Genomic DNA, 22,804 nt, shown 5'->3' on the forward strand with positions numbered 1-22,804 from the left:
CCATCAGGCCGGGATGGCTACTTTGTCGAGCAGGCGATCGAGCACCTGGTCGGCGCTGATGCCGTCGGCCACTGCGTCGTAGCTCAGTTGCAGGCGGTGGCGCAGCACTGGGTGCAGGACGGCGCGCACATCGTCCGGCGAGACGAAGTCCTGGCCCTGCAACCAGGCATGCGCCCGTGCCGCACGGTCGAGGCCGATGCCGCCACGCGGGCTGGCGCCGATGGCGATCCAGCGGGCGAGGTCGGCGTCGTAGTCGGCCGGGTGGCGGGTGGCGTTGATCAGGTCGATCAGGTAGCTGTCGATGGCCGGCGCCACCTGCACGGCGCTGACCTCCTTGCGTGCGGCGAAGATCACCTCCTGGGCCAGGGTGAACGGCTGGGCAGCGGCAGTGCCGGCGCCGAGTGCCTGTTCCTCGTCCCGCAGCAGGCGCAGCACCTGACTCTCGTCGGCAGGCTGCGGGTAGTCGAGCAGTACCTTCATCAGGAAACGGTCCATCTGCGCTTCGGGCAGCGGGTAGGTGCCTTCCTGTTCGATGGGGTTTTGCGTGGCCAGCACGATGAACAGCTCGGGCATCTTATGGCTGGTGCCGGCCACGGTGATCTGCCGTTCTTCCATGGCTTCGAGCAGCGCGGCCTGGACCTTGGCCGGGGCGCGGTTGATCTCGTCGGCGAGGATCAGGTTGCCGAACAGCGGGCCGGGCTGGAAGCGGATCTCGTTCTGCCCGTTGACCTGGTGCAGCACCTCGGCGCCGGTGATGTCCGAGGGCAGCAGGTCGGGAGTGAACTGGATACGGCTCATCTTGGTATCCAGGTGCCGGGCCAAGGCCTTGACCGTGCGGGTCTTGGCCAGGCCGGGAAGGCTTTCCAGCAGCATATGACCGTTGGCCAGCAGGCCCAGCAGGACCTGGCGGATGACGTGGTCCTGGCCCAGCACCGATTGGCTGATGGCGGCCTGCAGGGCGGTGATCTCGTTACGAACGCTCATGGGCAAACTCTCGTCGGAACATGAAGGTGGGAGTGACTGGAATGGTCGATGGCCGGGCTTGTCCGGTTGTACATCGCGGGCCTTTCCTTGGCTTACCAGACGTACTGCATGCGCACGGTCCAGACATTGCTGTCGGCCGCATCGCTTTGTGGCTCGTAGCTGTCGGTGTAGGCCACCAGCCCGCCAAAGTGGGGCGACAACATGAAGCCTAGGCTGGCGCCGAGGGTCTTGTTCTCCTGCTCGTTGTCCTGGGCGCTGCCGTTGACCTTGGTTTCGCCGCCCTTGGCATAGGCGCCATCCAGCGACACCCACAGGGCGCGGTTCACCGTGTAGCTGTAGTGCGCTTCGAGGGTGCCCAGCGGGCGCTGCTCGAGCTTGTTGTTGCCGATGTAGTCGTCGTTGTCGGTGTAGAACGAGGCGTAGGCGTTGAGCTCCAGCCAGGTCGGGCCGAACGGCGTGCCGAAGGCGATTTCCGGCTTCACCGACCAGCGGTTGGCGCCGATGTTGATCAGTTGGTCCTTGTCGTAGTCACCGGTCGGTGCCGTCACATACAAGGCATAGGAGAGAAAGGTTTCCGGCTGCCAGCTGGAGAACTCTTCCTTGGTTACCGCCGGCCCGCCGAAGATATTGCTGGCGAACACTGCCGTCACATCACCCATGCCGCTGCCGTGTTTGTCGTCGGTGAACAGCAGCGCGTTATCCAGCTTTGCGTCGCCCTCGGCATAGGGGATCAGCAGCTGGAAGGCGGCGTTCCTGCCGCCCAGGTCGAAGCTGCGGGCCAGGCGCAGGATGTAGATGTTGGCATCCAGCGACAGACCATCCACCGGGAGGGCGCCGTCGATGGGGGTGTTGGAATCCATCAGGTTCCAGTAGCCGAACACGAAGTTCATGTCGACCGGGGTGTTCTGCCAGTCGCGGGCGTTGTCGCCCAGGGCATGCAGAGAAAGGGGCAGGGTGCTGGCCAACACGACCGCGCGAATGGCTCGAGTAGCGTTCATTTCCGACTTCTTCCTTGGCTTATTTAGTCGCGATGCAGCATTTCGGTCTGCTGCCATTCGCGCTACGAGTGCTGGCAGAACGACATCTGTGCATGCCTTCCTGATGGCTTTAGCTCGGCTCTTTCAGGGGGGCATTCTTGCAGATTGAAAGTAGCATTACCTGACTTTATAGCCAGTTTCGGAGCCTGAAAATCCTTTTTATGAACTAATCGAAATAAAGGTGCCACTGAATAGGCTGGCAGGGAATTGCCGCCAGGCAGGCAAGGGCATGGCGGTTAGCCGTGTGCTGCGGCGCGGAAGCAGACGGCTGCTTGCCATTCGCTTGCGTATGCCTGCCAGATTGGCTGCGTGCCCCGTTCGCGCTGAGCGGGCGTGGGTGGGCGCGTGGCGCAGGGGCTTTCCCTGAGCCGGGCAAGCCCTTAAGGTGCGCCGATTGCGAGTGAGGGATTCGGCCATGAGCGCCCGTTGGGACATCTTCTGCACCGTGGTGGATAACTACGGTGATATCGGCGTGACCTGGCGTCTGGCACGGCAACTGGTGGCCGAGCAGGGCGTCGCCGTGCGCCTGTGGGTGGATGAACCCGCCGCCTTGCTGCGCCTGTGCCCGGAAACGGATGTGGCCGTGCCCCAGCAGTGGCTGCAGGGTGTGGAGGTCTGCCACTGGCCGCAAGACGGGCAGGTGATGGAACCGGGCGATGTGGTGATCGAGGCGTTCGCCTGCCATCTACCGGCCGCGTTCATCGCGGCGATGGCGGCCCGCGCACAGAAGCCGCTCTGGCTGAACCTGGAATACCTCAGCGCCGAAGACTGGGTGGGTGGCTGCCACGGGCTGCCGTCGCCACAGGCGGGCGGGTTGCAGAAGTTCTTCTTCTTTCCCGGCTTCACCGCCGAGGCCGGCGGCCTGTTGCGTGAGGCGGATCTGCTGGCGAGGCGCCAGGCCTTTCAGGCCGAGCCCCAGGCTCGCCAGGCGTTTCTCGCCGGGCTGGGTGTGCCGCTGGTCAGCGGTGCGCGCCTGATCTCGCTGTTCACCTATGAGAATCCGGGGCTGGCCAGTTGGCTGGAGGTGCTGGCGGCGGCTAGCGTGCCGACCCAGTTGCTGGTGCCACAAGGGCGCATTCTTGGCGACGTGCAGGCCTGGCTGGGCGAGCAGGGTTTGCAGCCGGGCGACAGCCGGCAACGCGGCAACCTGCAGATTCACCTGCTGCCGTTCGTGCGCCAGGAAGACTACGACCTGTTGTTGTGGAGTTGCGATTTCAACGCCGTGCGCGGCGAGGATTCCTTCGTGCGGGCGCAGTGGGCCGGGCGGCCGTTGCTCTGGCACATCTACGAGCAGGACGAGCAGGCGCACTGGGACAAGCTCGAGGCGTTCTTGACGTTGTACCGTCACGGTTTGTCGGCGCCGGCGGATGCCGCATTGGGCAGTTTGTGGCGGGCCTGGAATGCGGGCGAGGACATGGCTGAACGCTGGCTGGCGGTGCAGAACGTCTGGCCCGAACTGCTGGCGCATAGTGAACGCTGGTGTCTGCAGCAGGCCTCTCGTCCTGATCTTGCTGCGGCGCTGGCACAGTTTTATCGAAATTGGCTATCATGCGCGGCTTAGAAATTCGTACCTCCATCAAAATCCGGATATTCGTATGAAAACCGCACAAGAAATGAAGCCCAACAGTGTGGCCCTGATCGACGGTCAACCTTGGCTGATCCAGAAAGCCGAGTTCACCAAGTCCGGTCGTAACAGCGCCATCGTCAAAATGAAGCTGAAGAACCTGATCAACGGCTCGAAGACCGAGACCGTTTACAAGGCCGACGACAAGATGGAGCCGGTGATCCTTGAGCGCAAGGAAGTGACCCTGTCCTACATCAGCGGCACTGATTACGTGTTCATGGACCCGGAGTTCAACTCCTACGAACTGCGCGAAGAAGACCTGGAAAGCGTTCTGCCGTTCATCGAAGAAGGCATGACCGACATTTGCGAAGCCGTGTTCTTCGAAGGCAAAGTGATCTCCGTTGACCTGCCGACCACCATCGTTCGCCAGATCACCTACACCGAAGGCTCCGCCCGTGGCGACACCTCCGGCAAAGTGATGAAGCCGGCCAAGCTGAGCAACGGTACCGAAGTCAAGGTTGCAGACTTCTGCAACATCGACGACTGGATCGAGATCGACACCCGCGACGGTTCCTACAAGGGCCGTACCCAGGCGCCGCAGGCTTAAGAACCTGATTACGATTTCCTGACTGTCGGCCTGCCGGCGTTAAAAACGACCTCGGAATGCTCATTTACAGCTCGTAAACTCCGCTTCCTCGGTCGTTTTTGCCTTGTCTGGCGCTAATTCAGAAAATCGTAAAACAGGCTCTACGCCTTCCGTCTGTACCGCGTGTGACAAAAAGCCCGGCCATGTGCCGGGCTTTTTCATTTCAGCTGCCCACCGGCAGCCGGTTGTGCAGGGCCTGGTCCCAGGGCGGCGGGTGGCCGAAGCGTTCGCCGAGAAAGGCCAGCAGCAGGCGCACCCGCGGGCTGCTTTCGCGCTCCAGGCGCAGGGCGTAGACGCTGCTGGGCTCGGGCGGCGGCAGGCCGTTGTCGCAGAACAGCGGTTGCAGCTCGCCGCGCAGCAGGTATTCGCTGGCCAGCCAGCTTGGCAGGTGGGCGATGCCCAGGCCGTTGAGTACGCCATGCAGCAGGGTTTCGCAATTGTTGCTGGTCATGCGCAGGCGGCCGGGGCGTTGCAGCTGCAGCTTGCCGTCACGGGCGAAGCGCCAGGCATAGGCCGGCGCCAGGGTGTCCCAGTCGAGGCCGTCGTGGCCGCTCAACTCCTGCGGGCTCAGCGGTGTGCCGCGGCGGCGCAGGTAGGCGGGGCTGGCGCAGGCGATGCGCATCATCGAGGCCAGCGGCGTGGCCACCAGGCGGCTGTCCGCCAGTGGGCCGATACGAATCACGACATCGACCTCGCCGAGGTGTTCGCCGTCCAGGTCGATGAAGCTGTCGATCAGGCGCAGCTGGATATCCAGGCCGGGATTGGCCGCAAGGAAGTCGGCGATCGCCGGGGCCAGGTGGCGACGGCCGAACGGAGTCGGTGCGTCGATGCGGATCAGGCCTTCCTGGGCGCTGCTCAGCGACAGCACTTCGGCGCGGGCCAGGCGCAATTCGTCGAGGATGCGCCGCCCGCGTTCGGCAAACGCGATGCCGGCCGGCGTGGCGCGTACGGCGTGGGTGCTACGTAGGAACAGGCTGACGCCGATGGCCTGTTCCAGGCTGTCCATGCGCCGCGCCACGGCGGACGGCGTCAACTGGTACTGGCGCGCTGCGGCGGAAAAGCTGGCGCTTTCCAGTACGGCAAGAAACAGGTCGAGTTGTTCGCTGAGCTGCGGCGGATTCATGGTGGGCCTGTGCGTTATTGACACAGCCATTGTGCAGGCTTGTGCGTTTCCGTTCCAGGCAACGGCCGTTAGCATGGGCGTCACGCAAATCTGGAGGTTGCATGCTGTTGACTGACGTACTGATCAATATCGGTCTGGGCCTGTGCCTGGGCACCATTGGCGGGCTGTTCGGCATTGGTGGCGGGTTGGTGGCAATTCCCATGCTCGGCCTGCTGTTCGGGCTCGATCAGCATCTGGCGCAGGGCACCGCGCTGGTGATGGTGGTGCCGAACGTGATGCTGGCGCTGTGGCGCTACAACCAGCGCAATCGGATCAACTGGCGTTGGGCGGGTGTGTTGGCGCTGGCAGGTTTCTGCTGGGCTCTGGTGGGCGCGAACGTCGCGGCGAATCTCTCGAACGAGGTGATGCGCTACCTGTTCGTCGGCTTCCTGCTGGCCCTGGTGCTGTACAACGGCTGGCGCCTGTACCGCCCCTCGCCAGCGGAGTTGGGTGCACAGCCTGCACCCAGCGCCCGTCAGCTGGCGCTGCTGGGGACCTTCTCCGGGATTGCCGGCGGCCTCTTCGGGGTGGGCGGCGCGGTGATCGCCACGCCGGTGCTGACCAGCGTGTTCGGCCTGAGCCAGGTGGTGGCGCAAGGTCTGTCGCTGGCCATGGCCTTGCCCAGCACCGGGGTGACGCTGGCCACCTTCGCCGCCCATGGCCAGGTCGATTGGGGCATGGGCCTGGCGCTGTCCTGCGGTGGGTTGCTGAGCATCAGCTGGGGCGTGCGCATCGCCCATGCGCTTCCGGACAAACTGCTGCGCAGCCTGTTCTGCGGCTTCCTGCTGGCCTGCTCGGTGGGACTGTTGCTGCAGTAGTTGGTGTCTCAGGGCTGCTGGGCGTTGCGCTGTGGCCGGTGGTGGATAAGCAAAGCGTTATCCACCCTACGACGACGCCCTGTGCGTAGGGTGGAAAACTGCGAAACATTTTCCGCCGATAAGTCTTAGAGGCGGAAGCCCTCGACGATGTGCTCGGCCAGGGTCTCGGTGACCTGTGAGTGGGTCTGTGCATTGCGCAGCAGCACGATGCTGGTCATCGGCAGGGTGGGCAGGCCTTCGGCTTCGCCGATGATGCGCATGTCCGGGGTGATCAGGCTCTGCAGTTGCGCGGTGACCGCCAGGCCGGCGCTGACCACGGCGAAGATCGCTGACAGGCTGGGGCTGGTGTAGGCGATGCGGTATTCGCGCTCCATGGCATCCAGCGCGTTGCAGGCCCAGGCGCGGCAGAAACAGTCGACATTGAACATGGCCAGCGGGATGGGCGTCTGCTCGTGGGGGCTGAAGCCAAGGGCTTCGGCCCAGACGAAGCGTTCCTGGCGCAGCAGTTGGCCGATTTCCTTGCCCGGTTCGCGGGTAACGATGGTCAGGTCGAGATCCTGGCGTTGCAGCAGCATGCCGGAGGGTTCGCAGTGCAGTTCCACCTGCACCAGCGGATAGGCCTGGGCGAAGCGCGCAAGAATCCCCGGCATGAAGCGCATCACGTAGTCATCCGGCGTGCCGATGCGCACCGAGCCGACCATGTGCGGCTCGCGCAGGGTGTTGAGCACCTCGCCGTGCAGCTTGAGGATGCGCCGCGCATAGCCCAACAGCACCTGGCCTTCGGGTGTCAGCCGCACCTGGCGGCCTTCGCGCTCGAACAGTGGGCGCTGCACCACGTCGTCTTCCAGGCGCTTCATCTGCATGCTCACCGCCGATTGGGTGCGGTTGACCGCTTCGGCTGCGCGGGTGAAACCGCCGTTATCGGCAATCGCGACGAAGCTGCGCAGCAGTTCGGTGTCGATGCTCGGGTAGTGGGCCATTCATCAATCTCCCAGATGCCAGGCATAAGAAACATTCGTTGGATTGATCTTAAGGCTGAAGCGAGACTGGCGCCAACCCCACAGGAGGGCGACGAGATGAAAGGTCAAAAAGGTTATGCCATCGCTCAAACGGTCAGTTTCCGGCGTCTGCGTCCGGCACTTCGGCTTACCATTATCTGGCAGCAAGTGCGTCGCTGGTGGCAATTGTCCGAGCAGCGGCGTCTGCTGGCGACGCTGGATGACAGCGCGCTCAAGGACATCGGCCTGAACCGCGCGGATGTGATGCAGGAAAGCGAGCGGCCATTCTGGGACGACCCGCTCAAGCCCAAGGCAGGCTTTGAGGCGTAGCGGCAACGGGCGTGTTGAATCGTGGATGTGGCGCGCGGGCAAAGGGGACTGAACGATGGATCCATTCGTTAGCAGGGAGCACATATGACTATCTATCACCTCGCCCAGTTGAACATCGCGCTGATGAAGGCGCCGCTGGAGTCGCCGGGCATGGCCGATTTTGTCGCCAACCTGGAGCGCATCAATGCTCTGGCCGAGGCGTCGCCGGGTTATGTCTGGCGCCTGCAGGACGAGGAGGGCGATGCCACGGCGATCCGCCCCTTTGGCGAGGATGTGCTGGTCAACCTGTCGCTGTGGAGCGATGTGCAGGCGCTCAGCGATTACGTCTACAGGTCCGACCACACCGACATGCTCAAGCGCCGCCGCGAGTGGTTCGACAAGGTCGAAGAGGCGCACATGGTGCTCTGGTGGGTGCCGGCGGGGCACCTGCCCAGCGTCGAGGAGGCGGCCGAGCGCCTGGCGCTGTATCGCCGGTCTGGCGCCAGCGCCCAGGCGTTCAGCTTTCGCCAGCCATTTCCGGCGCCGGATGTGCTGACGCTCGAGTCGTCCTGCTAGCATCGGCTGCATGATTGTTTCCCTGTCGCGTGCCGAAGCCCGTCGCCTGGCCCTGAGTGCCCAGGGCTTTGCCCGTGCGCCACGCGCAGAGATCAAGCACCGCCAGTTGCAGGCGCAGATCGAGCGGCTCGGCGTGGTGCAGATCGACTCGGTCAACGCCCTGGTGCGCTCGCATTACCTGCCGGCCTTTTCCCGCCTGGGGCACTACGCCCCGCAATTGCTCGACGACCTGGCCTGGGGCAAGCCCCGCCGGCGCGCGCTGTTCGAGTACTGGGGGCATGAGGCTTCGCTACTGCCGCTGGAGCTTTACCCGCTGCTGCGCTGGCGCATGCGCCGGGCGGCGGACGGGCGGGGTATCTATCGGCAACTGGCCGAGTTCGGTCGCCAGCAGCAGGGCGTGATCCAGCGGGTCTTGCACAGCGTGCGCGAACAGGGCGCCTTAGGCGCCGGTAGCCTCAGCACCCGCACCGAGCGCGCCGGGCCCTGGTGGGACTGGAGTGCGGAGAAGCATGCGCTGGAGTGGCTGTTCGCCGCTGGCGAAGTGACGGTGGCTGGACGGCGCGGCTTCGAGCGTCTCTACGACCTGCCAGAGCGGGTGATTCCCAGCGCCCAGTTCGAGCATCCCGAGCTGGATGAGGGCGAGGCCCAGCGCCAATTGCTGTTGCGCTCTGCCGATGCATTGGGCGTGGCCACGGCCAGGGATTTGCGCGATTACTTCCGTCTGGATGCCGGCGATAGCCGCGTGCGCCTGGCCGAACTGGTCGAGGCGGGCGAGTTGCTGCCCGTGCAGGTCGAGGGCTGGAAGCAGCCGGCCTATTGCCGGGGCGAGCCGCGCATCCCGCGCAAGGTCACGGCCAGTGCGCTGCTCTCGCCATTCGACTCGCTGATCTGGGAGCGCGAGCGCACCGAGCGGCTGTTCGACTTCCGCTATCGCCTGGAGATCTACACCCCGCAGCACAAGCGTGTGTACGGCTACTACGTGCTGCCATTCCTGCATGGCGAGCGCTTGCAGGCGCGGGTCGACCTGCGCAGCGAGCGCGCACACGGGCGCCTGGCGGTGCATGCCGTGCATGTGCAAGAGGCGGGGTTGAGTGAGGAGGCACTGCTGGCGCTGGCCGGGCAGTTGCAGGCCTTGGCGGCGTGGCTGGGGTTGCCGCAGGTGGTGCTGAATTGTCGCTCGGTCGAAGCCGCGCGCTTGCGGCCCTTGTTGTGCTGATTGCCCTTGTAGGAGCCAGCTTGCTTGCGATCAACCGGCCCGCTGGGAGCTGATCGCCAGCAAACTGGCTCCTACAGGAAGCGTGGCGCCTTAGCGGCGCACCTGCTTGAGGGTTTCGGCAATCATGAAGGCCAGTTCCAGGGACTGGTCGGCGTTCATCCGTGGGTCGCAGTGGGTGTGGTAGCGATCCGACAGGCCATCCTCGGTGATCGGTCGCGAGCCGCCGATGCACTCGGTGACGTTCTGCCCGGTCATCTCGATGTGGATGCCGCCGGCGTAGGTGCCCTCGGCCTGGTGCACGGCGAAGAACTGCTTCACCTCGCTGAGAATCTGCGCGAAGTCGCGGGTCTTGTAGCCGCTGGACGCCTTGATGGTGTTGCCGTGCATGGGGTCGGAGCTCCACAGCACCTGGCGGCCCTCGCTTGTCACCTTGCGCAGCAGGCGCGGGAAGTTGGCTTCGACCTTGTCGGCGCCCATGCGCACGATCAGGTTGAGACGGCCCGGATCGTTATCCGGGTTGAGGATGTCGATCAGGCGGATCAGCTCGTCCGGGTCCATGCTCGGGCCGACCTTGACCCCGATGGGGTTCTCCACGCCACGCAGGAATTCGACGTGAGCGCCGTCCAGCTGGCGGGTGCGGTCGCCGATCCACAGCATGTGCGCGGAGCAGTCGTACCAGCGCCCGGTGAGGCTGTCCTTGCGCACGAAGGCTTGCTCGTAACCGAGCAGCAGGGCCTCGTGGGCGGTGAAGAAGTTGGTCTCGCGCACCTGCGCGGCGCCGTCCATGCCGCAGGCGCGCATGAACGCCAGGGTCTCGTCGATGCGGTCGGCCAGTTGGCTGTACTTCTCGCCCAGCGCCGAGTTGGCGATGAAGTCGAGGTTCCACTGGTGCACCTGGTGCAGGTCGGCGAAGCCGCCCTGGGCGAAGGCGCGCAGCAGGTTGAGGCTGGCGGTGGCCTGGTGGTAGGCCTGCAGCAGACGGTCCGGGTCCGGCACGCGGCTTTTTTCGTCGAAGCCGATGCCGTTGACGATGTCGCCGCGGTAGGCCGGGAGGGTCACGCCGTCGATGGTCTCGTCATTGGCGGAGCGCGGCTTGGCGAACTGGCCGGCCATGCGCCCGACCTTCACCACCGGGCAGCCGGCGGCGAAGGTCATGACGATGGCCATCTGCAGCAGCACCTTGAAGGTGTCGCGGATCTTCAGCGTGGAGAATTCGGCGAAGCTTTCCGCGCAATCGCCGCCCTGGAGCAGAAAGGCCCGGCCCTGGGTAACCTCGGCAAACTGGCGACGCAGCTCGCGTGCCTCACCGGCAAACACCAGCGGCGGATAGCCGGCCAGGGTCTGCTCGACACGTTGCAGGTGGTCGAGGTCGGGGTAGACGGGTTGCTGCTGGATCGGCTTGCTTCTCCAGCTTTCGGGGCTCCAGGTGTGCGACATCGGGCTTCTCGGTTATCGGCTATTCAGGCGGACTGGCATGGTAACCGATCAGCCTGGCCGGGCAAGCCGATAGGCGCGATAGAGCCGCTGCATGAGACGGCATGGCGAGGGGCAGAGCGAGGCAGGGGAAGGCAGAAGATGGGTATCCGCCAGAGGCCTGCCTGCCAGCGAATACTTGGCTGCTGGCAGGAGGGCCTCTGGCGGATACGTAACCAGGCTGGCTGCCTCCCGACTGCACGCTGGGATGGCAGACCACTCTGTTCCCGGACTGCATCCGGGTTCGGTGCTCTTGGCGGCACCTGATTTATCGAGGGCGGGCCCTCTAGCTATTCCTCGTCGATGGGGGAGGCGAGGAATGGATCGTGTTGCTGCAGTGCTACGACAACGCTGGCGCGCTACAGCATGTAGGGTGGATGGCGCTCTGTTCATCCACCAAGGCTCCCGCTCGGTGGATCGGTGAAGCGTGATCCACCCTACGTTGCTACCCGCCCTACGCCATGGCGGGCTGCAGCGAGGCGGCAACGCCGCTGCGTGGCAGCACGTCGTGGCTGACGAGGAAGCGGCCGAAACCCTGCTGCTTGCCCAGCTCCACCGGGTATTCGCTGCCACGGCGGTAGGCGATGCGGCCGTTGATCAGGGTGGCGTCCACCGCGTCGTCGTTGCGCTTAACCACGCGCTCCAGGCCGATCACCTCCATCGGCGCCTCGCTCATGGCGTCCAGCTCATCGGTCAGGCCGGCGGGGTTGATGATCACCAGGTCGGCGCGATCACCGACACGCAGGTGCCCGGCGTCGACGCCAATGAAATCGGCCAGTTCACCGCTGCAGCGGCGCACGGCCTGGCCCAGTTCCATGAACGGGGTGCCAGCCAGTTGCGCGTCACGCACGTACTTGAGGAAGCGCAGCGGGAAGTTGTACTGGGCGATGGAGCGCAGGTGCGCGCCGGAGTCGGCGAAGCCTGGCTGGGTCCACGGGCTGGAGAGCAGCTTGTGCATCACCGGCAGACGCTGGTTGCCGTAGCAGGTGGTCCATTTCAGGGCCTCGCGGTACTGGCAGGCCAGTTCGAAGTAGGCATCCACTGCATCCAGGCCGCGGGCCTGGCCGAGTTGCTTGAAGTTCTTGCCGACCATCGCGGCGTCCGGGCATTCGGTCACCCAACAGTCGGAGAAGTCGCGGTGCCACAGGCCCTTGGTGAGGACGGCCTTGACCTGCTTCTTGAACAGGGCGCGGAACTCCGGCTCCAGCACTTTGCTGTACAGCTCGTCCGGGTCCTTGATGTTGCGCAGGATCTCGCCGGCGCCGAACTCCTCGAAGGCGTTCACGTTGAGCCCTTCCAGGCGCAGGGTGAACGGTGCCGGCAGGGTCTGCCAGCGGAAGTTGCCGCGCAGCACGCGGTTGGCCAGCCAGCCGGAGAAACGGGTGAAACGGTGCAGCAGCGGCTGCGACTTGAGGTCCAGCGCGGTGAGCATCGAGCACTTCAGCGGGCGGCGGAACCAGCCGTGGGCCTGGTAGAGGAAGGCGAACACGTTGACCTTGGTCACCGCATCCGGTGCGCCCTGCATCACCGCGTTGCGCCGGCGCAGTACGGCGAACAGGCGGGAGAACTCGGTCCAGGTGGCGAAGGTCGACGGTAGCGGGCTGGACCAGGCGCGGTCGCCGTCCATCTTGTCGAGTTTGGTGGTCATCACCGACAGGCCGATGCAGCCGGCATCCAGGGCCTCTTCCAGCAACTGCTCCATGCGCTGCAGTTCGGCTTCGGTGGGCTTGATGCGGCTGGTGGCGCGCTCCAGACCGAGCACCGCCACGCGCAGCTCGGAGTGGCCGAGGAACGAGCTGAGGTTCGGCCCCAGCGGTTGCTGGTCGTAGAAAGCGCGGTAACCGGCGGCGTCGCGCCAGGTCTTCTTTTGCTGCAGGATCGGCAGCACATACTCGCGCGGCACCGCTTCGACACGGGTGAACAGGTCGGAGCAGTCCTCGGCATCGGCCAGCACCATACTGATCGAGCAGGAACCGATGGTCACACTGGTCACGCCGTGGCGCACCGATTCCTTGAGCGCCGGGGCGGCGATTACTTCGGCGTCGTAGTGCGAGTGGATTTCCAGGAAGCCCGGGGTGACCCAACGGCCGGCGGCGTCCAGCACCTCGTTGCAGCCGCTTTCATCCAGCGGGCTGAGGCTGACCGCATCGACGCGCCCGGCCTTGATGCCGATGTGGCGCAGCGCACCGGGCGCACCGGTACCGTCGAAGTGCAGGCCGTTCTTGATGATGATGTCGTAGCTCATATCAGGCTCCAAGGGGCGATCAGCAGCGTGCCGGTAACCAGCAGCAGGGCGTAGATGGCGATACGGAAGTGACGTTCGTCGACCAGGTGGTGCAGGCGTTCGCCCAGCCACACGCCGACCAGCAGCAGCGGCGCGTAGGTCAGCACCTGCGGCAGGGCCGGGGTCAGGCGCCCGTCGAACAGGAAGGCGATGGTCAGCAGGCTGTTGAGGGTGAACCAGACGCTGACCAGGGTGGCGCGCAGGCGTGCCTTGTCCAGGGAGGTGGTGGCCAGGGCGAACACCAGCAGCGGCCCGCCGGAGGCGAACAGGCCGTGGCAGATGCCGGCGGCGGTGGTGGCCAGGCGCATCACCCAGTTCGGCGTGTGCTCGCGCGGCGGGGTCTTGCGTTGCAGGCGCCACAGTTCGCGGCTGGCGAACCATAGGATGAGCACGCCGAAGCCACGCTTGAGCGAGACGGCGTCCAGGTACGGCAGCAGCAGGTAGCCGATCAGGGTGCCGAGGGCCATGCCCGGCAGGATCATGCCCAGCAGCAGACGGCGGTCGATCAGGCGCCAGTGGCGGGTTACCAGAAAGCCGGTCATGCAGATGTTCAACGGCACCAGAACCGGCAGCAACTGGTCGATGGGCAGCAGCAGTGCGCCGAGGGACAGGGCGATGACGATGCTGCCGAAGCCGGTGATGGCTTCCAGGGTATAGGCCAGCAGGATGAAGGCACCCAGGGCAAAAGGGGCGTAAGCCATCAACCCATCTCCCCGGCGAAGCGACGGCTCATCTGCCGGTAGTAGAAGGCCGGGGCGATGCGCCAGAGCAGGCTGGCTGCCCAGCTGCCGCGATCCGGGAACAGCCGCTGCTGGCGGCGCTTGAGGGCATCGAGCAGTTGTTCGGCCATGCGATCGGCGGGGCGTACCTTGCCGATGGTCGAGCGGGCGTGGCCGGCGGGTTTGCCGTCGGCACCCAGGGCGTTACGGTCGATCGGTGTGTCGAGGAAGCTCGGGTAGACCATCAGCAGGTGGATGCCGTCGCGGTCGATCTCTGCGCGCAGCACCTCGAAGGCCTGGCCCAGGGCGCTTTTCGCCGCGCAGTAGCCGGCACGGCCGAGTACCGGCATCCAGCCGGCCATGGAGCCGATGGCGGCTACCTGGCCACGGCTTTCGCGCAGCAGCGGCAGGGCGCTCAGGGTCAGCTCCAGCGGCGCGTGGTAGTCCACCGCCATGACCTTGCGAAACACCGCCGGGTCGGTCTGCACGGTGGGCGAGCGGTGGGTGATGCCGGCATTGTTGAGCAGCACATCGAGACGGCCGAAGCGTTTGCGACAGCCCTTGAGCAATTCGCGGTGCAGATCCGGGTCGCAGATGTCGCCAGCAATACCGAGCACGCGCGCCGGGTCCAGCTCGGCCACGCGCGCGGCCAGGCCGCCGGCGTCGATGTCGGTGAGCAGCAGGTGGTCGCCGCGCGCATGGCAGGCGCGGGCCAGGTGCCAGCCGAGGCCGCTGGCGGCGCCGGTGATGAGGACAACGCGCATCAGTTAGTTCCTTGGCCGAGTGCTACGGCAGCAGAGTCGGCGGGTGGGCGGCGCGACCAGTACAGGGCCAGAACCAGCCCCGCCAGCAGCTGCCAGCAGCCCCAGAACGCGGCGATCAGCAACATGCCGCCGGATTGGGGGAAGAAGGTGAAGATCAGCGCCATGCCCAGGGCCGAGTTGTGGATGCCGGTTTCCAGGGTCACGGCGCGTACGTCCGCTTCCGGCAGGCGCCACAGGCGCGCGCACAGGTAGCCGAGGATCAGGGCCATGGCGTTGAGGCCGACCACCAGCCAGAAGAACAGGTGGAAGTGCTCGGTGAACTGGGCGAAGTTCTTGCTGAAGGCGCCGCCGACGAAGGCCAGCATCACCAGCAGGGAGAAGTTGCGCAGCGGCTTTTCCAGCTTGTGCGCCAGGTTCGGGCGACGCTTGCCGAGCAGCATGCCGAGCACCATCGGCAGCACCAGCACCAGGGCGACCATGACCAGCAGTTCGACCGGGTCGACGCTGATTTCGGTCAGCAGCGCGCGGGTGTTGGGGTTGAGGCCGGCGTACAGGGCGAAGTTGAGCGGGGTGAAGATCCCGGCGGTGATGCTCGATACGGCGGTGACGCTGGCCGATACCGCGACATTGCCGCGGCCCAGCCAGGTCATGATGTTGGAGAAGGTGCCGCTTGGGCAGGTGGACACCAGGATCATGCCCAGGGCCAGGCTCGGGTCGATCGGCAGCAGCACGGTGAGCAGGCAGGTGCTGGCGGGCAGCAGGACGAATTGCACCAGCAGGCCGATCAGCGGCGCCTTCGGCGTGCGCAGGATGCGCTTGAAGTCGTCGGCGCGCAGCTCCAGTGATACGCCGAACATCATCAGGGCAATGATGAGGTTCAGGGCGATCATCGCCGCTGGGGAGAACTCAAGATTGACGGCAGGCATCGAGGCTTTCCTCAGGCGAAGTCGGGGGCACGGGGGCGAGGTTCTGGCGCAGCTCGGCGATGTGCTGCTTGAGGGCGGCGCGGTAGGTGTCCTTGTGCACGTAGTAGGCCATGCGTTCCAGCTCCAGGTAGCTGTAGCCGCCGTCCAGGCGTTTGCCGCAGCGGGCCAGGACCAGTTCGCGGAAGCGCTTGGCTACGTCGCTGCCCTGTTGCTGTTGGCGGATCGCCAGAGCGACCAGTTCGGCCTGCTCGGCGCGGCCCTGCCAGCCCAGGCCCGAGGCCTCGATCATGCCGAGCATGAACAGGTCGTCGTGCAGCGGGTGGAACACATTGAGGTACAGCTGCGGCGCGCCGGCCCCTTGCGGCCAGTTCAGCTCGGCGCGGTTGATGAAGGGGTAGTCGAGCTTGTAGCCGGTGGCCTGCAGGATCAGGTCGTAGTTGGCCTGCTTGCCGTCGGCGAAGGTCACGGTGCGCCCGCTGACCGCGCGGATATCGCCACGCGGCTGGATATCGCCATGGCCGATATGGTGCAGCACCAGCGAGTTCATCACCGGGTGCGACTCGTACAGGCGGTAGTCCGGATCAGGCAGGCCGTATTGCGACGGCTTGCCGAGCAGGGCGCGCACCAACAGGCCGTCGATCAGTTGCTTGAGCCGGCGCGGCAGCTTGATCGCGCCGCCAAAAGTGTCGGTCGGTTTGCCGAGGATGAACTTGGGCAGGAAGTGGTAGCCACGGCGCACCGAGAGGTCGACCGATTGCGCGCGGTGCACGGCATCCACGGCGATGTCGCAGGCCGAGTTGCCGCAGCCGATGACCAGCACGCGCTTGTCGGCGAAGACCTCGGCCGAGTGGTACTCCGAAGAGTGCAGCAGCTCGCCGCTGAAGTCGCCGGGCAGGGCCGGCTGGTTGGGCTTGTGCAGGGTGCCGTTGGCGATCAGCACGCCATCGAACTGCCATTCGCGCTGTACGCCGTTGCTCTCGCTGACCAGGCGCCACCCCCGGTTCAGGCGCTCCAGCTGCACCACGCGGGTGTTGAACTGGTAATGCTCATGCAGGCCGAAGTGCTGCGCGTAGTCGCGAAAGTACTGGCCGATCTGCTGGTGCCGCGGGTAATGCGGTACCTCGGCAGGCATGGGGAATTCGTCGAATTGAGTGGTGCCCTTGGACGAGATCAGGTGCGCCGATTCGTACATGGTGCTGTGTGGGTTGTTGATATCCCACAGGCCGCCGACATCCGCATGCAGCTCGAAGCCGACGAAGGGGATACCATAGCGCTGAAGTTGGCGGGCAGCGGCCAGCCCCATGGGGCCGGCTCCGATAATGGCGTGCATACAAGGCGTCTCAATTGTCTTTCTTTAGTTATTCCGTAAGCATATGCAGCCTCCCTTCCGCCGTAATGGCTCATTCAGGACTCCACCCGGTTAATTCAGGACCATGAGCACTACGCCTTCCGTCACCGTGCATTACGCCCAGGCCATTCTTCAGGCTGCCGAACGCCTGGCCCTGCCTTTGCCGGCCGAGGTGCGCGAGCTGGGCAACCTGGCGCGCATTCCCCTGGCCCGCCAGGACGCGCTGTGGCAAGCCTTCTGCACGGCTGCGGATGACCCGCTGGTGGGTCTGCGTCTGGGCTGCGCGCTGCAGGTTGGGCACCTGGACATGGTTGGCGCGTTGCTGATGAGCAGCGAGTCGCTCGGTGAGTCGCTGGAAGCCTTGCTCGAGTACTACCCGATCATCGGCGAGGGCAGCGAGTTCAGCCTGCACAGCGAAGGCGCGCAGGTGGTCCTGCGCTACCAGGCGCACTATCAGGTGCGTAAGGAAGAGCGCACCGAAGCGGTGATGGCCAGTCTGGTGTCGCTGGCGCGCTGGGTCACCGGTAACAAGATCAGTCCGTTGCTGCTGCGTTTGCGCCATGCCGCGCGGGGCGACGAGGCGCGCTACAAGGAGCTGCTGGCCTGCCCGCTGGAGTTTTCTGCCAGTGAGAACGCCCTGGTGTTCGCCCAGGATGACCTGCAGGTGCCGTTGATTCAGGCCAATGCCCTGATGTGCGAGCACTTGCGCGGCCTGGCCGACAGCCTGCTCGAACGCCTGGGCACGCAGAGCCTGAGTGCGCGCGTGCAGCAGCTGCTGCGCGCGCAGCCGCGCTGGGGCAAGGAGCGCATCGCCGAACAGCTCGACCTGAGTGGGCGCCACCTCAATCGCAAGCTGGCCGAGGAGGGCAGTTCCTACCGGCTGCTGCGTGAGCAGGTGCTGTATCGCATGGCCGAGCAGCAACTGCGCGAGTCTCCGCGTTTGGTCGAAGTGGCCGAGCGGCTGGGCTTTTCCGATGAAAGTGCCTTCGCCAAGGCCTTTCGCCGCTGGAGCGGGATTACGCCTGGGCAGTTCCGCCAGGGGTTGGGCGAATGAGCGAGGTGCGCGATGAGCGCGTGCTCGCCGAGGTACATGACGAATTTGGCGTGATCCGCGTGCTCGAGGTGGGTGACTACCGTTTCCTCGAGTTCGGCGAAGCCATCGAGCAAAGCTGCACCTTCACCCGCGACCCCAACTGGCTGGAGTACGACTACACCCGCGCCATGCTGATCGGCGCGCTGTGCCATGAGGCGCCGGAGACCGCATTGTTCCTCGGCTTGGGCGCTGGCAGCTTGACCCAGGCCTGCCTGCATTTCCTGCCGTCGCTGGACGATGTCGAAGCCATCGAACTGCGCCCCGATGTGCCGCGCCTGGCCATGCAGTACATGGGCTTGAAGGACGATCCGCGCCTGTATATCCGCACCGGCGATGCGCTGGAACTGTTGGGCAGCGCCGAGTCCTCGGACCTGATCTTCGTCGACCTGTATACCGACACGGGCCCGGCGGCTGGGCACCTGGCCTGGCGTTTTCTGGAAAACTGCCAGAAGCGCCTCAATCCAGGCGGCTGGCTGATCATCAACCAGTGGGGCACCGACGACGGCCGGCCGCTGGGCGCGGCGCTGCTGCGTGGCTTGTATCACCGGCACTACTGGGAGATCCCGGTGAAGGAGGGCAACGTCATCCTGCTGGTCCCGGCCGATATTGATCAGCCCATGCAAATGGACCAGCTCACCGCGCGCGCGGCGGCCCTGGCGCCGCAATTGGGCTATTCGCTGCAGTCGCTGCTGGATGTGATGCGCCCGGCCAGTTGAGGGGTGCCAGGTCGCCGTGAAAAATTACCGCCCGGCGGCTCTGCTAAAAACCTGCCCAGTCGTCAGCTTTTTTCCTGTATGATTCGCGCCCGGCTAAAACCGGCTCCGTTCAGGTGATGCAATCTCACGAAGCGCAGGCTTCGCTGCTTGTCCGCCACGCGGACTATCCTTGACGTTTTATTCATTTAGTTTTCGCAAATCCCCGCCTACACGGCTGCCAGGGTGACCCTTCAGGGTCCTACATGGCATGTGCAGCTTTGGAACTTGGGTCTTTGCGGATGCACCTAGAGGCAGACCCATGACCCAGGAAGTAACCGGCACCTTCGCCGAACTCGGCCTTCATCCTTCTATTCTCGCTGCGCTGGTCGCGGTAGGTTACGAAGAGCCGTCCCCGATTCAATCCCAGGCGATCCCGGTGATCCTCGCCGGCCACGACATGATCGGCCAGGCGCAGACCGGTACCGGCAAAACCGCAGCGTTCGCCCTGCCGATCCTGTCGAAGATCGACCCGGCCAAGCGTGAGCTGCAGGCGCTGATCCTCGCGCCAACCCGCGAGCTGGCCCTGCAAGTGGCCACCGCCTTTGAAACCTACTCCAAGCAGATGCCTGGCCTGAACGTGGTTGCCGTCTACGGCGGCGCGCCGATGGGCCCGCAGCTCAAGGCTATTCGCCAGGGCGCGCAGGTCATCGTGGCTACCCCGGGTCGTCTGGTTGACCACCTGAGCCGCAACGATCAGCTGCTGTCGACCATCAGCCACCTGGTGCTGGACGAAGCCGACGAAATGCTCAAGCTCGGCTTCATGGATGACCTGGAAGTGATCTTCCAGGCCATGCCGGCCAGCCGTCAGAGCGTGCTGTTCTCCGCGACCCTGCCGGCCTCGATCCGCACCATCGCCGAGAAGCACCTGCGCGAGCCGAAGCACATCAAGATCGCGGCCAAGACCCAGACCGTCTCGCTGATCGAGCAGGCCCACCTGATGGTCCACGCCGACCAGAAGGTCCAGGCGGTTGCCCGTCTGCTGGAAGTCGAGGAATTCGACGCCCTGATCGCCTTCGTGCGCACCAAGCAAGCCACCCTGGACCTGGCCTCCGCGCTGGAAGCCAAGGGCTACAAGGTTGCCGCGCTGAACGGTGACATCGCGCAGAACCAGCGCGAGCGCGTCATCGAGTCGCTGAAAGACGGCCGTCTGGACATCGTGGTTGCTACCGACGTGGCTGCCCGTGGTATCGACGTACCGCGCATCACCCACGTACTCAACGTCGACATGCCGTACGACCCCGAGTCCTACGTGCACCGTATCGGCCGTACCGGCCGTGCCGGTCGCGTTGGTCGCGCACTGCTGCTGGTGACTCCGCGCGAGCGCCGCATGCTGCAGGTGATCGAGCGTGTGACCGGGCAGAAAGTTGCCGAAGTACGCCTGCCCAACGGCCAGCAAGTGCTGGACGCGCGCATCAAGAAACTGACCAACAGCCTGTCGCCGCTGGTGGCCGATGCCGAAGCCAGCCACGGCGAGCTGCTCGACCGTCTGGTAGCCGATATCGGCTGCAGCCCGCGCGCCCTGGCCGCGGCCCTGCTGCGCAAGGCCACTAACGGCCAGTCGCTGAGCCTGGCCGATGTCGAGCGCGAGCAACCGCTGGTGCCGAGCGTCAGTGCTCCGCGTGAGCGTCGTGAGCGTGATGGCGAGCGCAGCGGTGAGTTCACCCCGCGTGAGCGTCGTGCCCCGGTACCGCTGGCCGAAGGCCGTGCCCGTTGCCGTACTGCCCTGGGGACTCGTGACGGCATCGCCGCGAAGAACCTGCTGGGCGCGATCCTCAACGAAGGTGGCCTGGCCCGCGAAGCGATCGGTCGCATCCAGATCCGCGAGACCTTCAGCCTGATCGAACTGCCGGAAGAAGGCCTCGACCGTCTGCTCGGCAAGCTCAAGGACACCCGCGTTGCCGGCAAGGCCCTGAAGCTGCGTCGTTATCGCGAGGATTGATCCTGCGCCGTAATGAAAAAAGCCCCGCCTAGTGCGGGGCTTTTTTATGGCTGCTCGGTAGCCAGCCTGCATCAGTTGAAGCTGTAGATATCCATGCCCAGAGCGCCATAGGTGAAGCCACTGTGCTCGATGCGGAAGGCGCCACCGGCGCCACGGGCGAAATACAGCGGTAGCAGGTGTTCGTCCGAGGGGTGGTTGCGGCGCGCATGGGGGGCCTGCTGGCGGTAGTCATGCAGGGCGGCTTCGTCGTCGGCTTGCAGCTTCTCCACTATCCAGTCGCGAAACTCCAGTGCCCAGGGGGTGATCACCTCCGGGCCGGCACGCCAATCCAGTTCGCCGAGATTGTGGGTGATGCTGCCGGAGCCGATCAGCAACACGCTCTGTTCGCGCAGGCTGCGTAGCGCATGGCCGACGCGGGTCTGCAGCGCTGGGCCGAGGTGGCTGGGCAATGACAACTGCAGCACCGGAATATCGGCCTGTGGATACATCAGTGACAGCGGCACCCAGGTGCCGTGGTCGAAAGGGCGTTTGGCGTCCAACTGGGCCGTCAGGCCTGCGACGCTGAGCAGGTGCTGAACCTCCCTGGCCAGCGCTGGTGCGCCGGGGGCCGGGTACTGCACGGCATACAGCGGTGCCGGGAAGCCGCCGAAGTCATGCCAGGTGGCGGGATGCTCGGCGCTACTGAGCCGCAGCTCCGGGCTTTCCCAGTGGGCAGAAACCACCAAGATCGCCCGTGGGCGTGGCAACTCGGCCGCCAGGCGGGCAAGGGCGGGGCCGCTGGCGCCGGGTTCGAGGGCCAGCATGGGTGAGCCGTGGGAGATGTAGAGACTGGGTAGCACGATAAGATCCTCCGGTATGAGCCGAATGATCTATCTGCAAGGCATCGGTTTCAAACGGTAAATCCCGCGTAATTTGATCTGCTTTTTCGATTATTTACGGCTGGCTGTCGCCAAATGCCGCTTCGATATTGATGCCAAAAGTCAGCACCCCCAGAAAATCGCCGCTTTGTGGTTCATGCAGGGGCGCGCTGACCTGTACCTGGAAGCTCTGCGTCGAGCCGTCGTAGCTGATGGGCTCGATCAGCAACTGATTGGGCTTGAGCGTGCGCACGCTGCTGAACTTGGCTTCGTCGCCCTGCCAGTAGTCGCTGGTGTTTTCACTCATGCCGGCGATGAGGCCGCGCTGGTCGGTGAGAAACAACTCGTTGAACAGCGGCGCGTACTGACGCTGAATGCCTTCCAGCAAGGCCGAGGCGGGTAGCTGGCGGACGCTGTCGATCAATGGCTGCTGGGGGCTTTCCAGTTCCTCGCGCCATTGTCGGTCGAGGCTGCTGATGTCGGCCGGCTGCAGCGGTTTCTCGGCATTCTGGCGCAGGCTGTCGAGCAGGGTCTGGTGGTGACCCCAGCGCTGCAGGTGCAAGTGCACCAACTGCTTGAGATGGTGGCGCTCCAGATCACTGAGGGGCGAGCCGCTGGGCGCGCAGCTCTGGACCTGCTGGTTGAACGCGGGAAGGAAGCCGCTGTTGTGTTCCAGGTAGGTGCGTGAGAAGTAGACGCCGAGCGGGCTGTAGCGCACGAAGCGCTGTTGCAGCTGCAGCGCTGGCTGTTGGGTAGGCAGGGCGCTGCTCATCACGTCCTGGTCGGCGAGGATCATGTCGATGCGCCCGCGTTGCAGGAGTTGCAGCAGTTGCTCCAGGCGGGGAACGGTCTGCTGCACGTTGATGCCGCGGGTTTCCAGCCAGGCCAGGGTGTTGCTGCCGAGCACCGCGCCAATCCGCAGCTGCGGATCCCAGGGTGGACGATTGAGAATCTGTGGGTCCAGAGCGTACCAGTACCATTTCTCGATCAGTAGTGGCGCCGACAGCTCGGCAAAGGCATCGGCTTCAGCGTCCGGGGCGGAGCTGAAGAAGCCTTCGGAGAGATGGGTGCTGACATTGTGCTTGGCGCGCTTCCAGGACGTGAGCTGGATATCGTGGGGTTGGCGCAGGCGGCTGAAGATGCAGTCCAGTACGCTCACCGAGAGGCCGCTGAGCTGCCCGTCGATCATCAGCTGGTAGGGCGGTTCCTGGCTGGTGTCCAGGCGGATCATCCCCAGCGGGTCGGCGCAGGCTGGCTGGACGTGGAGCAGGGCAGTGACAAGCAAGGGTGCGCTGATGGCCTTCCAGGCGCGCATAGCCAACTCTCCGGCAGGTTT

21 protein-coding genes are annotated in these 22,804 nt (G+C 65.0%); 9 read left to right on the forward strand and 12 right to left on the reverse strand.

The genetic code is table 11. The features are described 5' to 3' along the window. Positions 1 to 3: 3 nt before the first annotated feature. The gene (locus H3H51_RS18465; protein ID WP_183090552.1) at positions 4 to 984 is read right to left on the reverse strand and encodes an AAA family ATPase; all 981 of its coding nucleotides are present in this window, start codon (positions 982 to 984) and stop codon (positions 4 to 6) included. Positions 985 to 1,076: 92 nt separating this feature from the next. Next, entirely contained in the window at positions 1,077 to 1,982 is a 906-nt protein-coding gene (locus H3H51_RS18470; protein ID WP_183090553.1) for a transporter, read from the reverse strand. 454 nt (positions 1,983 to 2,436) lie between these two features. Between H3H51_RS18470 and earP the strand changes: the two genes are divergently transcribed. Then, positions 2,437 to 3,582, forward strand: a complete 1,146-nt coding sequence (gene earP / locus H3H51_RS18475) for an elongation factor P maturation arginine rhamnosyltransferase EarP (RefSeq protein ID WP_183090554.1) — start codon at positions 2,437 to 2,439, stop codon at positions 3,580 to 3,582. Positions 3,583 to 3,616: 34 nt separating this feature from the next. Further along, a complete protein-coding gene (gene efp / locus H3H51_RS18480; protein WP_173207365.1) occupies positions 3,617 to 4,192 on the forward strand; it encodes an elongation factor P in 576 nt (191 codons plus the stop codon). 202 nt (positions 4,193 to 4,394) lie between these two features. Here efp and H3H51_RS18485 read toward each other — a convergent pair whose 3' ends face one another. Next, positions 4,395 to 5,354: a LysR family transcriptional regulator gene (locus H3H51_RS18485; protein ID WP_183090555.1), complete on the reverse strand. Its 960-nt coding sequence runs from the start codon at positions 5,352 to 5,354 to the stop codon at positions 4,395 to 4,397. A 101-nt stretch (positions 5,355 to 5,455) separates the two neighbouring features. On the opposite strand from H3H51_RS18485, the gene H3H51_RS18490 reads away from it, so the two are divergent. After that, positions 5,456 to 6,211, forward strand: a complete 756-nt coding sequence (locus tag H3H51_RS18490; protein ID WP_183090556.1) for a sulfite exporter TauE/SafE family protein — start codon at positions 5,456 to 5,458, stop codon at positions 6,209 to 6,211. Between the two features lie 125 nt (positions 6,212 to 6,336). Here H3H51_RS18490 and H3H51_RS18495 read toward each other — a convergent pair whose 3' ends face one another. Beyond that, positions 6,337 to 7,191 carry a LysR family transcriptional regulator gene (locus H3H51_RS18495; RefSeq protein ID WP_183090557.1) on the reverse strand — a complete coding sequence of 285 codons (855 nt, stop codon included), beginning with the start codon at positions 7,189 to 7,191 and terminating at the stop codon, positions 6,337 to 6,339. Between the two features lie 96 nt (positions 7,192 to 7,287). On the opposite strand from H3H51_RS18495, the gene H3H51_RS18500 reads away from it, so the two are divergent. From H3H51_RS18500 to H3H51_RS18510, 3 genes are all read left to right on the forward strand, one after another. Beyond that, a complete protein-coding gene (locus H3H51_RS18500; RefSeq protein ID WP_183090558.1) occupies positions 7,288 to 7,539 on the forward strand; it encodes a DUF1127 domain-containing protein in 252 nt (83 codons plus the stop codon). An 84-nt stretch (positions 7,540 to 7,623) separates the two neighbouring features. Continuing rightward, a complete protein-coding gene (locus H3H51_RS18505; RefSeq protein ID WP_183090559.1) occupies positions 7,624 to 8,094 on the forward strand; it encodes a DUF3291 domain-containing protein in 471 nt (156 codons plus the stop codon). A 10-nt stretch (positions 8,095 to 8,104) separates the two neighbouring features. After that, positions 8,105 to 9,310, forward strand: coding sequence for a winged helix-turn-helix domain-containing protein (locus H3H51_RS18510; protein ID WP_183090560.1), 1,206 nt, complete (start codon positions 8,105 to 8,107; stop codon positions 9,308 to 9,310). A gap of 90 nt (positions 9,311 to 9,400) precedes the next feature. Here H3H51_RS18510 and H3H51_RS18515 read toward each other — a convergent pair whose 3' ends face one another. From H3H51_RS18515 to H3H51_RS18540, 6 genes are all read right to left on the reverse strand, one after another. After that, positions 9,401 to 10,747: a class II 3-deoxy-7-phosphoheptulonate synthase gene (locus H3H51_RS18515; protein WP_183090561.1), complete on the reverse strand. Its 1,347-nt coding sequence runs from the start codon at positions 10,745 to 10,747 to the stop codon at positions 9,401 to 9,403. 490 nt (positions 10,748 to 11,237) lie between these two features. After that, on the reverse strand, positions 11,238 to 13,028 hold the full coding sequence (locus tag H3H51_RS18520) for an N-acyl-D-amino-acid deacylase family protein (RefSeq protein WP_183090562.1): 1,791 nt from the start codon (positions 13,026 to 13,028) through the stop codon (positions 11,238 to 11,240). Further along, entirely contained in the window at positions 13,025 to 13,768 is a 744-nt protein-coding gene (locus H3H51_RS18525) for a sulfite exporter TauE/SafE family protein (protein ID WP_183090563.1), read from the reverse strand. The genes H3H51_RS18520 and H3H51_RS18525 overlap by 4 nt, the downstream gene beginning before the upstream one ends. Continuing rightward, positions 13,768 to 14,550 (reverse strand): SDR family NAD(P)-dependent oxidoreductase, encoded by a 783-nt coding sequence (locus H3H51_RS18530; protein ID WP_183090564.1) that lies wholly within the window; start codon positions 14,548 to 14,550, stop codon positions 13,768 to 13,770. Before H3H51_RS18530 ends, H3H51_RS18525 begins: the two co-directional genes overlap by 1 nt. Beyond that, complete coding sequence (locus tag H3H51_RS18535; protein WP_183090565.1) at positions 14,550 to 15,476, reverse strand: bile acid:sodium symporter family protein; 927 nt, start codon at positions 15,474 to 15,476, stop codon at positions 14,550 to 14,552. Before H3H51_RS18535 ends, H3H51_RS18530 begins: the two co-directional genes overlap by 1 nt. Further along, complete coding sequence (locus tag H3H51_RS18540; RefSeq protein WP_183090566.1) at positions 15,457 to 16,806, reverse strand: flavin-containing monooxygenase; 1,350 nt, start codon at positions 16,804 to 16,806, stop codon at positions 15,457 to 15,459. The genes H3H51_RS18535 and H3H51_RS18540 overlap by 20 nt, the downstream gene beginning before the upstream one ends. Before the next feature lie 103 nt (positions 16,807 to 16,909). On the opposite strand from H3H51_RS18540, the gene H3H51_RS18545 reads away from it, so the two are divergent. The 3 genes from H3H51_RS18545 to H3H51_RS18555 all read left to right on the forward strand — a co-directional run bounded on the left by H3H51_RS18545 (position 16,910) and on the right by H3H51_RS18555 (position 20,611). After that, the gene (locus H3H51_RS18545; RefSeq protein ID WP_183090567.1) at positions 16,910 to 17,878 is read left to right on the forward strand and encodes an AraC family transcriptional regulator; all 969 of its coding nucleotides are present in this window, start codon (positions 16,910 to 16,912) and stop codon (positions 17,876 to 17,878) included. Next, positions 17,875 to 18,633, forward strand: coding sequence for a spermidine synthase (locus tag H3H51_RS18550; protein WP_183090568.1), 759 nt, complete (start codon positions 17,875 to 17,877; stop codon positions 18,631 to 18,633). Before H3H51_RS18545 ends, H3H51_RS18550 begins: the two co-directional genes overlap by 4 nt. A gap of 298 nt (positions 18,634 to 18,931) precedes the next feature. Then, a complete protein-coding gene (locus tag H3H51_RS18555) occupies positions 18,932 to 20,611 on the forward strand; it encodes a DEAD/DEAH box helicase (RefSeq protein ID WP_183090569.1) in 1,680 nt (559 codons plus the stop codon). A 71-nt stretch (positions 20,612 to 20,682) separates the two neighbouring features. Here the strand turns inward: H3H51_RS18555 and H3H51_RS18560 are convergent, their stop codons facing one another. Then, positions 20,683 to 21,450, reverse strand: coding sequence for a DODA-type extradiol aromatic ring-opening family dioxygenase (locus tag H3H51_RS18560; RefSeq protein ID WP_183090570.1), 768 nt, complete (start codon positions 21,448 to 21,450; stop codon positions 20,683 to 20,685). Positions 21,451 to 21,544: 94 nt separating this feature from the next. Continuing rightward, complete coding sequence (locus H3H51_RS18565) at positions 21,545 to 22,783, reverse strand: hypothetical protein (protein ID WP_235981428.1); 1,239 nt, start codon at positions 22,781 to 22,783, stop codon at positions 21,545 to 21,547. Positions 22,784 to 22,804: the final 21 nt, after the last annotated feature.

This window comes from Aquipseudomonas ullengensis, from assembly GCF_014174475.1.
Lineage (GTDB): Bacteria > Pseudomonadota > Gammaproteobacteria > Pseudomonadales > Pseudomonadaceae > Aquipseudomonas > Aquipseudomonas ullengensis.

What these genes read in the sequence shown, in the direction of transcription:
- H3H51_RS18465 (WP_183090552.1), bottom strand. Translation starts at nt 984, where the DNA reads ATGAGCGTTCGTAACGAGATCACCGCCCTGCAGGCCGCCATCAGCCAA.
- H3H51_RS18470 (WP_183090553.1), bottom strand. Translation starts at nt 1,982, where the DNA reads ATGAACGCTACTCGAGCCATTCGCGCGGTCGTGTTGGCCAGCACCCTG.
- earP (WP_183090554.1), top strand. Translation starts at nt 2,437, where the DNA reads ATGAGCGCCCGTTGGGACATCTTCTGCACCGTGGTGGATAACTACGGT.
- efp (WP_173207365.1), top strand. Translation starts at nt 3,617, where the DNA reads ATGAAAACCGCACAAGAAATGAAGCCCAACAGTGTGGCCCTGATCGAC.
- H3H51_RS18485 (WP_183090555.1), bottom strand. Translation starts at nt 5,354, where the DNA reads ATGAATCCGCCGCAGCTCAGCGAACAACTCGACCTGTTTCTTGCCGTA.
- H3H51_RS18490 (WP_183090556.1), top strand. Translation starts at nt 5,456, where the DNA reads ATGCTGTTGACTGACGTACTGATCAATATCGGTCTGGGCCTGTGCCTG.
- H3H51_RS18495 (WP_183090557.1), bottom strand. Translation starts at nt 7,191, where the DNA reads ATGGCCCACTACCCGAGCATCGACACCGAACTGCTGCGCAGCTTCGTC.
- H3H51_RS18500 (WP_183090558.1), top strand. Translation starts at nt 7,288, where the DNA reads ATGAAAGGTCAAAAAGGTTATGCCATCGCTCAAACGGTCAGTTTCCGG.
- H3H51_RS18505 (WP_183090559.1), top strand. Translation starts at nt 7,624, where the DNA reads ATGACTATCTATCACCTCGCCCAGTTGAACATCGCGCTGATGAAGGCG.
- H3H51_RS18510 (WP_183090560.1), top strand. Translation starts at nt 8,105, where the DNA reads ATGATTGTTTCCCTGTCGCGTGCCGAAGCCCGTCGCCTGGCCCTGAGT.
- H3H51_RS18515 (WP_183090561.1), bottom strand. Translation starts at nt 10,747, where the DNA reads ATGTCGCACACCTGGAGCCCCGAAAGCTGGAGAAGCAAGCCGATCCAG.
- H3H51_RS18520 (WP_183090562.1), bottom strand. Translation starts at nt 13,028, where the DNA reads ATGAGCTACGACATCATCATCAAGAACGGCCTGCACTTCGACGGTACC.
- H3H51_RS18525 (WP_183090563.1), bottom strand. Translation starts at nt 13,768, where the DNA reads ATGGCTTACGCCCCTTTTGCCCTGGGTGCCTTCATCCTGCTGGCCTAT.
- H3H51_RS18530 (WP_183090564.1), bottom strand. Translation starts at nt 14,550, where the DNA reads ATGCGCGTTGTCCTCATCACCGGCGCCGCCAGCGGCCTCGGCTGGCAC.
- H3H51_RS18535 (WP_183090565.1), bottom strand. Translation starts at nt 15,476, where the DNA reads ATGCCTGCCGTCAATCTTGAGTTCTCCCCAGCGGCGATGATCGCCCTG.
- H3H51_RS18540 (WP_183090566.1), bottom strand. Translation starts at nt 16,806, where the DNA reads ATGCACGCCATTATCGGAGCCGGCCCCATGGGGCTGGCCGCTGCCCGC.
- H3H51_RS18545 (WP_183090567.1), top strand. Translation starts at nt 16,910, where the DNA reads ATGAGCACTACGCCTTCCGTCACCGTGCATTACGCCCAGGCCATTCTT.
- H3H51_RS18550 (WP_183090568.1), top strand. Translation starts at nt 17,875, where the DNA reads ATGAGCGAGGTGCGCGATGAGCGCGTGCTCGCCGAGGTACATGACGAA.
- H3H51_RS18555 (WP_183090569.1), top strand. Translation starts at nt 18,932, where the DNA reads ATGACCCAGGAAGTAACCGGCACCTTCGCCGAACTCGGCCTTCATCCT.
- H3H51_RS18565 (WP_235981428.1), bottom strand. Translation starts at nt 22,783, where the DNA reads ATGCGCGCCTGGAAGGCCATCAGCGCACCCTTGCTTGTCACTGCCCTG.